The 12,867-nt window shown below is 48.8% G+C and carries 10 protein-coding genes; 7 read left to right on the top strand and 3 right to left on the bottom strand.

Annotated elements, in window-relative coordinates:
• Window positions 1-37: 37 nt before the first annotated feature.
• The 3 genes from hemB to aroE are packed head-to-tail and all read left to right on the top strand — an operon-like array spanning window position 38 to window position 2,407.
• Window positions 38-997 carry a porphobilinogen synthase gene (hemB, locus tag ABXJ76_RS03115; protein WP_432746425.1) on the top strand — a complete coding sequence of 320 codons (960 nt, stop codon included), beginning with the start codon at window positions 38-40 and terminating at the stop codon, window positions 995-997.
• 46 nt (window positions 998-1,043) lie between these two features.
• Window positions 1,044-1,577 carry a hypothetical protein gene (locus ABXJ76_RS03110; RefSeq protein ID WP_432744002.1) on the top strand — a complete coding sequence of 178 codons (534 nt, stop codon included), beginning with the start codon at window positions 1,044-1,046 and terminating at the stop codon, window positions 1,575-1,577.
• On the top strand, window positions 1,574-2,407 hold the full coding sequence (gene aroE / locus ABXJ76_RS03105; protein WP_432744000.1) for a shikimate dehydrogenase: 834 nt from the start codon (window positions 1,574-1,576) through the stop codon (window positions 2,405-2,407). The genes ABXJ76_RS03110 and aroE overlap by 4 nt, the downstream gene beginning before the upstream one ends.
• Before the next feature lie 23 nt (window positions 2,408-2,430).
• Here the strand turns inward: aroE and ABXJ76_RS03100 are convergent, their stop codons facing one another.
• From ABXJ76_RS03100 to lptF, 3 genes are all read right to left on the bottom strand, one after another.
• Window positions 2,431-2,961: a gamma carbonic anhydrase family protein gene (locus tag ABXJ76_RS03100; RefSeq protein WP_432743998.1), complete on the bottom strand. Its 531-nt coding sequence runs from the start codon at window positions 2,959-2,961 to the stop codon at window positions 2,431-2,433.
• A gap of 174 nt (window positions 2,962-3,135) precedes the next feature.
• The gene (gene lptG, locus ABXJ76_RS03095) at window positions 3,136-4,206 is read right to left on the bottom strand and encodes an LPS export ABC transporter permease LptG (protein ID WP_432743996.1); all 1,071 of its coding nucleotides are present in this window, start codon (window positions 4,204-4,206) and stop codon (window positions 3,136-3,138) included.
• Window positions 4,203-5,270, bottom strand: coding sequence for an LPS export ABC transporter permease LptF (gene lptF / locus ABXJ76_RS03090; protein WP_432746424.1), 1,068 nt, complete (start codon window positions 5,268-5,270; stop codon window positions 4,203-4,205). Before lptF ends, lptG begins: the two co-directional genes overlap by 4 nt.
• A 616-nt stretch (window positions 5,271-5,886) precedes the next feature.
• Between lptF and ABXJ76_RS03085 the strand changes: the two genes are divergently transcribed.
• The 4 genes from ABXJ76_RS03085 (at window position 5,887) to ABXJ76_RS03070 (ending at window position 12,720) form a co-directional block, all read left to right on the top strand.
• The gene (locus ABXJ76_RS03085) at window positions 5,887-7,383 is read left to right on the top strand and encodes a leucyl aminopeptidase (protein WP_432743995.1); all 1,497 of its coding nucleotides are present in this window, start codon (window positions 5,887-5,889) and stop codon (window positions 7,381-7,383) included.
• Between the two features lie 128 nt (window positions 7,384-7,511).
• The gene (locus tag ABXJ76_RS03080; protein ID WP_432743993.1) at window positions 7,512-7,967 is read left to right on the top strand and encodes a DNA polymerase III subunit chi; all 456 of its coding nucleotides are present in this window, start codon (window positions 7,512-7,514) and stop codon (window positions 7,965-7,967) included.
• 43 nt (window positions 7,968-8,010) lie between these two features.
• A complete protein-coding gene (locus ABXJ76_RS03075) occupies window positions 8,011-10,755 on the top strand; it encodes a DEAD/DEAH box helicase family protein (protein ID WP_432743991.1) in 2,745 nt (914 codons plus the stop codon).
• A gap of 105 nt (window positions 10,756-10,860) precedes the next feature.
• Window positions 10,861-12,720 carry a site-specific DNA-methyltransferase gene (locus ABXJ76_RS03070; RefSeq protein WP_432743989.1) on the top strand — a complete coding sequence of 620 codons (1,860 nt, stop codon included), beginning with the start codon at window positions 10,861-10,863 and terminating at the stop codon, window positions 12,718-12,720.
• Window positions 12,721-12,867: the final 147 nt, after the last annotated feature.

Here is a 12,867-nt window from a genome sequence, read left to right as displayed (position 1 = left end):
TAATAACATCAACTTCCCTCAAACACGCATGAGAAGAATGCGTTACAACGATTTTTCCCGTCGTTTAATGCGCGAAAACAGCCTATCTGTCGACGACCTGATTTACCCGATGTTTGTCACTGAAGGCTCAAATCAACGGGCATCCGTCTCATCGATGCCCGGAGTAGAAAGACTCTCGCTGGACTTATTAGTTGAAGAAGCGCATCAGCTTTATAAGCTGGGCATTCCCGCGATAGCACTGTTTCCGGTGACGTCTGCCGATAAAAAATCGGAGCAGGCGAGCGAGGCCTATAATCCTGACGGACTGATTCAGCGCAGCGTAAGAGCCTTAAAAAAAGCCATTCCTGAATTGGGCATTATTACCGATGTCGCATTAGATCCCTTTACCACGCATGGACAGGATGGACTGATCAATGCCGACGGCTACGTGATGAATGATGAAACCATCGACGTATTGACCCGACAGGCGCTCTCCCATGCTGAAGCCGGGGCCGATATTGTGGCGCCGTCGGATATGATGGATGGTCGCATCGGCGCAATAAGACAAGCACTGGAAGCGGAAAATCATATCAATACCTTGATACTCGCTTATTCTGCGAAATATGCCTCCAGCTTTTACGGCCCTTTCAGGGATGCGGTCGGTTCCGCCGGAACCTTAGGCAAAAGTAATAAATTCAGCTATCAAATGGATCCGGCCAATTCCGATGAAGCCCTGCGCGAAATTCAATTGGATTTGCAAGAAGGCGCAGATATGATCATGATCAAGCCCGGAATGCCCTATCTGGATATTATCCGCCGGGTAAAAGACGACTATGGCGTACCGACCTTCGCCTATCAGGTCAGCGGCGAATACGCGATGCTCAAGGCCGCAGCCCTAAACGGCTGGCTGGATGAAAAAGCCGTCGTACTGGAATCTTTAATGGCCTTCAAGCGCGCCGGTAGCGATGCCATTTTGACCTATTACGCCAAATCTGTAGCCCAGTGGCTACAGGAGTAATTCGAACGCATAATTATTAATCTACCATTAAAGCGGAGCCTGTTTCATGTCAGAAGATATCTTAATCACCGAAAAAAGAAGATTCCATATTGAGGAAGCCATTTTGGTTTTGCTGCTGATCCTGTCGCTGGTCGGTATCGGCATCATGGACTTTTCCCCCGCCGACGGCTATTTTTACTGGCTGATTTTGGTTTTTGTCTTTTGCCTGTTTGCGATGATTATCGGCTGGCTGCAATCAAAACATCGTAGCGACGATGTTTTGATTATCCTCCGAGAGCAGTCCATACATTGGGCGACATCGTTGCTGGTGGTTGGCGGTGCATTTATAATTCATCATTCCGGACGGATAGCCGAAGAAGATGCAGGACTGATTATCCTGCTTATCTTGTCGCTTTCAACCATGCTCGACGGCCTGCGCGTAGGCTGGCGCTTCAGTCTGGTCGGACTTTTTCTGGGCGTTGCTGCGGTTGTTTCCGTTTATACGGCGCACTTTCTCTGGGTAGAGTTGGGTATCGCTATTTTGATCGTTACGGCGACTGTTTTCTGGGAATTACGCATGGAAAAAAAAGCGCAATCATGACACGACTAGATCGCTACGCTGTATTTGGCCACCCTATCAAGCACAGCAAATCACCCCGTATTCATCGACTTTTTGCCGAACAAACCGGACAAACACTGGAATACACAACTCAAGATGTTCCCGCTGAACAATTTCAGAGCGCCGTTAACTCGTTTTTTGCTGGAGGCGGCAAAGGCCTAAATTGCACGGTACCGCTCAAAGAACTCGCCTGGAACTGCGCCGACCGTAAAACCGAACGCGCTCAACTGAGCAAAGCCGTCAACACGCTCGCACTGCAAGCGGACGGCTCTCTGTTAGGCGACAACACCGACGGCATCGGCCTGGTAACCGACTTGATCGCCAATCATGCCATCGTCTTATCGGGCAGCCGACTATTGATTCTGGGCGCAGGCGGCGCCAGTCGCGGCATCATAGCCCCGATTCTTGAGCAATCCCCGCACACCCTTGTTATCGCCAACCGTACCGTTGATAAAGCCGTCAAGCTGGCCGCCGAATTTGACAACGACAACTCAATCGCCGGCTGCGGCTTTGAGGCCTTAAAAAACCGGCAATTCGACTTGATTTTAAACGCGACATCCGCCAGTTTAAGCGGCCAGTTGCCGCCACTGCCGACCGGTTTACTGGCTAAAAATGGCGTGTGTTACGATCTCGCCTACGGCAACGAGCCAACCGCTTTTGTGCGTTGGGGGCAGGAAAACCATGCGCTAAAAAGCCTGGATGGCCTGGGTATGCTGGTTGAACAAGCGGCAGAGGCTTTTTTTATCTGGCGAGGCGTTCGTCCGAAGACTCGGCCTGTTATTGAGCTGTTGAATTCAGAGCGAAAACCTTGAAATGGGCGACCCGCCGGTCACCCCTACACCTTCAAATATTTATTTTTCAACTGAATGTAATGTTGAGACGAGTATTCCAGAAACTCTTTTTCGGTCTCTGTTAATGCCCGTACCTGTTTGGCGGGCGAGCCGACATAAAGATAGCCGCTTTCCAGTTTTTTGCCCGGTGGAACCAACGCACCCGCGCCCAGCATCACATAATCTTCAAGAACGGCATCATCCATAATAATCGCCCCTATGCCGATCAGACAATAATCGCCCACAGTGCAGGCATGAACCACCGCTCTATGCCCGATAGTGACGCCCTTTCCTAGGGTTAAAGGATGGCCTTTATCGGTGAATTTGCCAAAATGCGATACATGCAATACAGAACCGTCCTGAACATTGGTGCCATCGCCGATAGTGATAGTTTCAACATCGCCTCTGACCACCGTCGTCGGCCAGATAGAGACATCATCACCCAAGGTAACGTCGCCGATCACCACGGCGCTATCGTCTATAAACACCGATTTGCCGATTTTAGGCTGTTTATCGTTAAATTTTCTAATGGTCACACTAACCTCGGTTGACACACGTTAGGAATGGAATCCAAATAAGTTGAACACCCGGCAAATTGCGGGGCGACTAAAGTCGCCCCGCATGGACTTGATGACTTGCAAAAACGGAAAGCTTAAGCATCCAAGGTATAGTTAATTTTCATCCCTTGACGCCGCGTGCACCGCGTCGAATTAGCCTTGCACCCGTTTCAAAGCAAATAACGCTACCGCCAAAACAGCTAAACTGGGGGCAAATGCCATTAACGGCGGATTAATCTCATAAATCAAGCCGATATGCCCGACTATTTTATCGACGATATTAAATCCCATGCCAATGACAATGCCTATCATCATCCTTGCGCCTACATTAACCCCGCGTTTAACGCCGATAACAAAGGGTGCAGACACCAGCAACATCACAAAAACAATCAGAGGATTCACCACCCGCCCCCAGAAAGCCAGTTCAAAACTATGCGATTTTTGATGATTGTCCTTTAAAAAATCAATGTACATAGCCAGATCATACATGGACAGATTATTCGGATTGACCACAACAATTTTTAACAAATCCGGGGCAACAGACGATTGCCATACTTGCTCATTTTGACTGCTTGCCGTCACCTGCTGTATTGAAATATCCGACTGCTTGATTTGCTCTAGTTTCCACTGCTTATTGCCTTGAAAAGAGGCTTTCTCTGCATGCGTTGACTGCCTCAAATGGCGCTGATCGTCCAGTTCATAAATACTGATGTCGGCTAAGCTTCCGTCATCTTGTATTTTGCGTACATTAATGAATTTCTTGCCCTCGCGCAGCCACAGTCCGTAATCGCCGCCCATAACAACCTGTTCATTCTGGGCGGTAACTTTCAATACCCGAGCTGTCCGTTCGGTTACCGGGGCCACAAATTCACCGACCAATATGGCAATAAAAACTAAAATAGCACCCGCCAGCATCACCGCTCTGATAATTCCCATAACAGATAAGCCGGCAGCTTGCATCGCAATCAGTTCGCGGTTATTACCCATCGCACCCAATATAAACAGGCTGCCTAATAATGCCGAGGCAGGCATCAATTCATAAAAAACGGTCGGCGAGGTCAGCGCAAGATAATAAAAAATCTCTGTTAAACCGTAGCTCCCTTTGCCCAGGTCCTTTAGCTGGTCGCTAAAAGTAAATAAATTAAATAAGGTCAATAATAATAAAATGGCAATAAAAGAGCCCTTTATTATTTCCCTGACGATGTAGCCTGTTAATACATTCACTTATTGACCTCCCTAAGCTTCATCAGCAACCACTGCCAGCCAAATAACCGTGCCAACAAAACCCCGCCTACCAACAATAATAAGGTATTGACGCCAACAATACCGAGCCAGGCGGGAATGGTTTGATTCATTACCCAGCTATCACTGACCCGAATAAGATTTCCATAGCTAAAATAAATGATAAAGCCAACCAGCATATTCCCGTATACACCTCCGCGAGGCGACATTTGCGCTAAAGGCACCGCAATAAAACTCAGCAATATTATTCCCATAGGAATAGACAGTCGGCGCTGCAACTCGGCAATATCGGCTATTTGGCCGGAAGTCACTAAGGCCTCACTGGCAATCGACTCCTTGCCAAAACTAGCAACGGATTCTTTATTCTCTATTCTGACCGCATATTCAGTGAACTGTTCAAGCACAAAATTTAACGCCCCCGGTTGTCCTTGTATGCGCTCACCGTTTTCCAGAATAACATAGCGCCCGTCCGGCAAATCTTTCAACCGACCTGTTTCCGCATTGATAATCGCCAAACGATTTCCCTGTCTGTGCTGGACAAAAACCTGATGCATTTCTTTATCGGCATCAATATTTTCCACGTAAAAAACCAGATCTCCCTGGCTGTATTCACTAAATTTTCCGGCGGCAATACCCCTAAGATCGGCGGATTCCTTATCCTGATGCATCAACTCCTCCATCATGGCCTCGGCCCAGGGAGAGGCATAAAATGACAAGCCGACTGACAGCACCGTGACAGGAAAAATCAGCAAGAATATAGCTCGATAGACCGTTCCGGCACCGCCTCCTGCCGAGGCCACGGCCGACATTTCCTGATCCCGGTACATTCTGCCCAGTACCATTAACACCGCCATAAACAAGGCCGCAGGCAAAAAAGTCGCGCTGGCAATAATCGTTTTCAAACCTAGAACGGTCATCAGGGTTTGATTGGATACTTGCCCCTCAATGGCCTTATCAAGAATCCTGATAAACTGCCGACTGACGATAATCACGACAATCACCGACCAAACCGCCAGCAACGTCCTTAACAAATCCAAAGCAACCATTTTATCCAGAACGGTGACCATCTTGCGCCGCCCCGTTTTATAGCCTTTAGTCCAAGCTGCTTCCAAGCGTATTCTCCCCATCAAAAACGTATGTGTTGTACAACGAAAGTCCGCGATACAAGGTCAAAAGAGCACTGTCTCCTGCCTTGAACGGGTAAATTATCAGCCATTTTATAGAAACAACGCCGGTTTTGGCTACCAACTTAAATGAGGGCAGCCTAAAAGTTAAGCCGTGGTACTTGTCCGCCCTTAAGCTGGCAGCCCCGGTCTTGATGTTTTCGATGATGTTTCAATCCACACCCGACCTCATCCGTCGAGTGACAACCGCCGACGGCTAGAGGTCGGCGGATTGTTCCTCCCCGTAAACGAAGAGGTTACCAAAAAAGATAACGATGCCAGTGCATCGTTGTCAAACTCAAATAATCCCCCTGAAGGGGTAGGTTTCAGACCAGCGAAGAAATTTGATGAATCTAAACCATCCAATTTACCGCCAACCGTACCAGCTCAATCAAAAATCGATATTTATGTTGTATAATTGCGTCTAAACGGCTCATCTTGCGACAATTTCTCCTGCCTGTTCAAGATAATGCTCTCTTACACATCAACGAGTTAAGTTATGGATTATTCAATAGAAACCGCGCCATTAGAAGACCTGCAATGTGATTGTATTATTGTCGGCGTTTATCAAGACCAACAACTCAGTCCGTCAGCAACCGCGCTTAACAACAGCACCCACGGACTCATTAACACCATCGTCAGCCGTGGCGACCTGGGCGGAAAAAACGGCGAAACCGTGTTAATCAACGCCGTTCCAGACAGCAAGATTGAACGCATCTTGCTGGTCGGACTGGGCGAAAATAAGCCATTATCCGGCAAAGACTACAAAAAAGCGCTGCTCGCCGCCGTCAACAGCGTGAAAAAGCCGCAAATAAAATCGGTAGTCTGCTGTCTGGCGGAATGCGATGTTGCAGGCCGTGACCGGCAATGGAAATCCCGGCACATCATCGAAGTCTTTAACGATGCCGCCTATCAATTTACCCACACAAAATCCGATAAAGAAACAGAAAGCCAGATTCAAAAAATCAGCATCGCCGCCACCGAAACCGAACGGGATTTGGCGCATTCAGGGATGCTGCAAGGCAAAGCTATTGCCGAAGGCATGGAATTGACCAAACACCTGAGCGATTTGCCGGGCAACATCTGCACGCCGACCTATCTTGCCGAACAAGCGATAGAGCTGAGTAAAAAATACGCCAGCCTGGATGTTAACGTCCTGGAAGAATCCGATATGACTGCACTGGGCATGGGCGCTTTGCTATCGGTCTCGCGCGGCAGTCGTCAACCGGCAAAATTCATTACCCTAAGCTATCAATGTGGCGATAAAGACGCCAAGCCTATCGTGCTGATCGGCAAAGGCCTCACTTTCGATGCCGGCGGCATTTCATTAAAACAGCCTGCGGGCATGGATGAAATGAAATACGACATGTGCGGCGGCGCGTCTGTTCTGGGTACCTTGCTTGCCGTGGCGCAGCTGCGGCTGCCGCTGAATATTATCGGCCTGATTCCCTCGTCAGAAAACATGCCGGATGGCGACGCCAATAAACCGGGCGATATTTTGACCAGCATGTCCGGCAAAACCATTGAAGTGCTGAATACCGATGCCGAAGGCCGCCTGCTGCTGTGCGACGCGTTAACGTATGCCGAACGTTTCAATCCCGAGGTAGTGATCGATTTGGCCACCCTGACCGGCGCCTGCCTGGTCGCTTTAGGCCGCGTAACCAGCGGCCTGCTCGGCAACGACGACGCCTTGTGCAATGACCTGAGCGCGGCCGGCGAAACCGCCAACGACAGCGTTTGGCGTTTACCGCTATGGGAAGAATATCAGGAACAACTTAAATCCAATTTCGCCGACATGGCCAATGTCGGCGGCAAAGATGCCGGCACCATCACTGCCGCCTGTTTTCTGTCGCGTTTTGCCGAAAAATTCCGCTGGGCGCATCTGGATATTGCCGGCACCGCCTGGCGCACCGGCCCAACCAAAGGCGCAACCGGCCGCCCGGTATCGTTATTAAGCCAGTACCTGATTGACCGCGCCCAACAGCCCAAGGCATAAGGTGATCCGCAGAAAAAACCCTATCCACGAAAGACACGAAAAAAGCAGTCACAGCAACCGTGTTATCAGAATTTTCGTATTTTTCGTGGACGATTTTTTTAGTCGATTCATTAGTGGAAATCACCTAAGTGGCTGAAGTCAGCTTTTACATACTGCCGACAGAATCGCTAGAAGATCGGTATCTGTTTGCCTGCAAACTGATCGAAAAAGCCTATCGCAGCGGGTGTTTTTGCTATGTGCTGGCCGATTCGGCCGAACAAAGCCAAGTTATGGACGACCTGCTCTGGACTTTCAGGGCGGGCAGTTTTATCCCGCACCGGATATATACCGGCGAACAGCCCGATATCGCCAAGGATGGCATGTATGCCGCAGAAAAAGTCATCCTGATCGGCTCGCTGGACGCGCCGGAACACTGGCAAAAAGTCTTATTCAACCTGTCTTCGCATTATCCTAACTTTGGAGCGCAAACCGAGCGCATTCTTGAAATACTGGATAATAGCGAAACGACCAAAGAAGCCGGCAGAAACCGTTACCGCCGCTATCAGCAGTCAGGCATGACCATTACTACGCATAAAGATTGGTAGCCAAGCACGCATCTTCAACACTTACCGCAAAACAAGGAACACGATGCAACTTCAGCTTGAAGACCTGCTCTATCAAAACAAAGCCATACAAAGCGCAGTTCAGCTTTTCAACGGTCAAAGCAAAAATGTCTCTGAACGTCCGTTACTATCACAAACTAATGCATCCGATATTGCCCCAAACCTGTGCTTACTAAGCCTGGAACAACTACACAAAAATAAACTTAGTATCCTGCAACTAAATACCCTTGCAGAAAATGAAGCCGCCTTAAGCGAAGAACCGCAAATCTGCATCGAAATGGAAACCGGAACCGGCAAAACACTGGTTTATATTCGCACCTTGTACGAACTCTATCGAGAATACGGTTACACCAAATTCATCATACTCGTGCCTTCCATAGCGGTGAAAGAAGGCATCATCAACACGCTGGAGAGCTTTGCCGAACAGCTTAAAGACTATTATCAACACAACATCCACTGGTTTGAATACGACAGCAAACGCCTGAATCAACTCAAACATTTTATCAACGACGATCAGCCGCAAATCATGCTGACCACCGTTCAGGCATTCACCGCCGAAGACCGCATCCTCAACCAAACCGGCCGGGATGACAGCATCGGCGGCTTTAGCTATCTGGAAGCCCTGGGACAAACCCGGCCCATCATTATCATGGACGAGCCGCAAGAAGGCATGGATACCGAACTGGCACAAAAACGCCTGACTACCTTGACGCCGCTGTTTATGTTTCGTTACTCTGCCACCCATAAACGCATCATCAACCGGCTGTATCGTTTAACGCCTTACGATGCTTACGCCGAAGGTCTGGTGAAAAAAATTGAAGTGTTGTCGGTGGCAGAAATCAACGATGAAGCCACCCTTAAAATAGAGTTGCAGGAGATTCAAGCCCAGGCAGGACAAGACCCAAAAGCCAAGCTCAAGCTCTGGCACAATCTCAAAACCGGCTTTTCGCTTAAACCCAGCAAATGGCTGAAAGTCGGCGATAATTTGGGCGCAATCACCAACAATATCAGCTATCAGGATTTTACCGTAGAACGCATCTACAAAGGCTTGCGAGATAAGCACTGGAAAATCCATTTCAGCAACGGCGTGGAAATAGAACAAAACCAGCGTCAGGGCGATATTGGCGGCATATTCCGCCAGCAACTGTACTGGTTAATCAGCAGTCATTTTGATAAACAGAAAAAACTCAGCCCGCGCGGCATCAAATGCCTGTCGCTGATTTTTATCGACAAAGTCGATAATTACATCGGTGCCGAGCCGCTGATAAAACAGCTGTTTGCCGAAGAATATCAGCGCGTTCATCAGGAGCGCACCGGCAAACAGCTCAGCCCCGCACAAATTGTGGCATTGCAAGGCTACTACTTTGCGCGCACCGGCAAAGGCGAATTTACCGACAACGAAAGCGCGATGCTTAAAAACCGGGAAATCTACGACCTTATCCTCAAAGACAAACAGCAACTGCTGTCGCTGGACAACCCGGTCGAGTTCATTTTCTCGCATTCCGCGCTGGGCGTCGGCTGGGATAACCCGAATATTTTCAACATCGCCACGCTTAACCAGACCTACAGCGAAATCAAAAAACGTCAGGAGATAGGCCGGGGCCTGCGCATCTGCGTCAATCAGCAAGGCCAGCGCATTTATGACCCGGCCAGCGACGATGCCGACGATGAAATCAACGTGCTAACCCTGATCCCCAACGAAACCTACGAAACCTTCGCTTTGCAATATCAGGCGCAATTGTCGGAAGAATTCGGTAAAGACGGCAAACAACCGCCGCTGCGTAAAAACAGCAAAGGCAACAAAAAGCAAAACAAACTGACCCGCAACGATACGCGCTTTAATAGCGACAGCTTTCGTAATTTTTGGCAGGCATTGGCGAGAAAAACTCAATACACCGTGAGTTTTGATGAAGCGGAAATTATCCGCTGCGGCATTGAAGCGCTTAACAAAATAAAAATCGCCAGCTACGAAGCCGAGATACGCCTGACCCGCATCAAAGCACTGCAAAACATCCAAGGCCAAGGCGAAGAAATCGGCCGGGAAATCGCCCAGCTTAAAGCCAGTTACTCGGCGGCGGATATTGTTGAAGAAATCAGCGAGAACACTTCGCTCAGCTACAGCGTAGTATTCAGAATCATCAAAGCATTGGACAACAAAGCCCAGATACTGCGCAATCCGCCGTTATTTATTCAACAAGCCAGCAAAGAACTCAGGCGCATTGAACTGGCCGAAATGCTACGCACCCTCAGTTACCATGAAACCGGCGACAGCTTTCCGCTGGATTTATTCAAAGAGGCGATTCATACCTTTGCGCCGGTTGAGCCCACGCCCAACAAAGGCATTTACGACTACGCCATCTGCGACGCCGATTCCCAACCGGAACATAACTTTGCCCGCCAAGCCGACAACGACCCGAAAGTTGTCTGCCTGCTGAAACTGCCTGAATTTTACAAAATCCCGACGCCCATTGGTGAATATTACCGCCCGGACTTTGGCTTGGTCGTCAAACAAAGCAGCCTTAAAAACGCTGAAAGCAGCGAACTGTATTTCGTCATCGAAACCAAAAGCACCAACGACATCAACGACGACAAAGCCCTCACCGAACACGAACGCAACAAAATACAATGCGCAGTCAAACATTTTCAGGCCTTGGGCATTCGTGCCGAAATTGGCGGCGATATTACCTACCAAGTTAAAGAAGATTCGGGCAACTATAAGCAAGCCAGCTTTCACGCGCCGGTTAAAGATTATGGCGATATAAAGATATAATCGTCGTAGGGGCGATCCGGCAGGTCGCCCTTGTTTAAATATCGTACATTATCATGGGCGACCTGCCGGATCGCCCCTACAAGGCATCATCACCCTAAAATAAAAATGAACGAATCCACCCTGCAAAACAAAATGCCCAACACCCCCGATGGCCAGCAAGAGCGCTTGCAAGAATTAAAGCGCCTGTTTCCCGACCTGTTCGATGGCGAAGGCCGGCTTAAGCTCGATGACCTTAAACAACTGGCGGGCGAGCCCAGCCAGCACAAAGAACGTTACGACTTCACTTGGTCAGGCAAGCGCAACGCCAAACAGGCCGCTTACAGCCCGACCACCGCCGCGCTGACCTATGATGAAGCCCGCTCGGTCAATCCCGACAAGGCAGGCGGCAACCTGATTATCGAAGGCGAAAACCTGGAAAGCCTTAAATGCCTGTTGGCCGCATACCGTGGCGCGGTCAAGTGCATCTATATCGACCCGCCTTACAACACCGGCAAGGACTTTGTTTATTCCGACAACTACAACGAACAGCGCAAAGCCTATTGGGAACAAACCGGCGGCGTGGAAGCCGGGATAAAAGTCGACACCAACCCCGACAGCGACGGCCGCTACCACTCCAACTGGCTGAACATGATCTACCCGCGCTTGCTGCTGGCGCGGCAACTGCTGAAAGACGATGGCGTGATCTTTGTTTCGATAGACGACAATGAAGTGCATAACCTGCGCAAGGCGATGGATGAGGTGTTTGGGGAGGAGAATTTTGTTGCCCAGTTACTTTGGAAACGCCGGGCTTCATCGGCTATGGCTGATAATAATGTTTCAACTGATCATGAATATGTTGTTTGCTATCACAAAGGTGAATTAAACGATTTTGCAGGATATGAAAAGGATTTTAATAACTATTCAAATCCTGATAATGACTCCCGTGGTGAGTGGGTATTAGGCGATTTAACGGTTGGCATGACGGCTTCCATGCGTCCAAATCAGGCTTATGATCTTATTGATCCGGCTACAAGCAATGTTTTTCCATTTAATCCTAATAGAGTTTGGGCTTACATTCCTAAATCAATGGATAAGTTGATAGTAGAAGGGCGAGTTTATTTTCCTGAGGACAGCAGTAAACGCCCAATGCTAAAGCGGTACAGGAATGAATTAAAAAGCACATATAATCCATTTTCTTCTTTAATGATGGATAAAGTTGGTCTCAATACTGAAGCCACTCGAGCAATTCAGCAAATTTTAGGCGGCAATATTTTTGACTACTCAAAACCGGTATCACTTTTAAAAACACTTCTTTCACAAGCTTGCACCAAGCCAAATGATACGATTTTGGACTTCTTTTCTGGTTCTGGAGTGACCGCTCAAGCCGTCTTGGAACTCAACAAACAAGACAACGGCAACCGCAAGTTCATCCTCGTCCAGCTGCCCGAACAAATCAAAGCCGATTCCGAAGCCTACAAAGCCGGTTTCAAAAAAATATCCGACATCACCATCGAGCGCGTTAAACGGGTAATTAACGGCTACGGCAACAACCCCCAAGCTTTAGACGCCGGTTTTAAAGTCTACCAACTAACCAAATCGCATTTTCCGCGCGTCGATTTCAAGCCCGACCCGGAAGCTTCGGAAGCGGAAAACCTGCAACGCCTGGAAGCTTACATCAGCGAAAAAGAAGCGCAACTGATCGGCCTGTTTGAGCCGCACGAGATACGCGATGAAGTGTTGCTAAAAAACGGCTTCCGCCTGAATTATCAGATGCAGGAACAACCCCAGTTCACCGCCAACAGCGTCAGCCTTGCCAACGACGGCGAAAAATCGGCTTTGATCTGCCTGGACAATACCCTGTCGAACAAAACCGTCGACCAGTTATTGGCAAACCCGCAAGCCTTTATCTGCCTGGAACGCGCATTGAACACCGATGCCAAATGGAATCTGCGCCAGCATCTTAAGCATCTGTTTATTGCTTTTTAATTGTTAAAGCTCGCGGGCGCGGCCCGCTCCTACGGATCATATTTGTACGGATCATATTTGTATGAATCATGTTTGTACGGATCATATTTGTATGAATCATGTTTGTACGGATCATGTTTGTAGGAATCATGTTTGTAGGAGCGGGCC

The organism is Methylobacter arcticus (assembly GCF_050917435.1).
Lineage (GTDB): Bacteria > Pseudomonadota > Gammaproteobacteria > Methylococcales > Methylomonadaceae > Methylobacter_A > Methylobacter_A titanis.
Note: the sequence above shows the minus strand (reverse complement) of the source record. Positions and strands in the feature narration are given on the sequence as shown.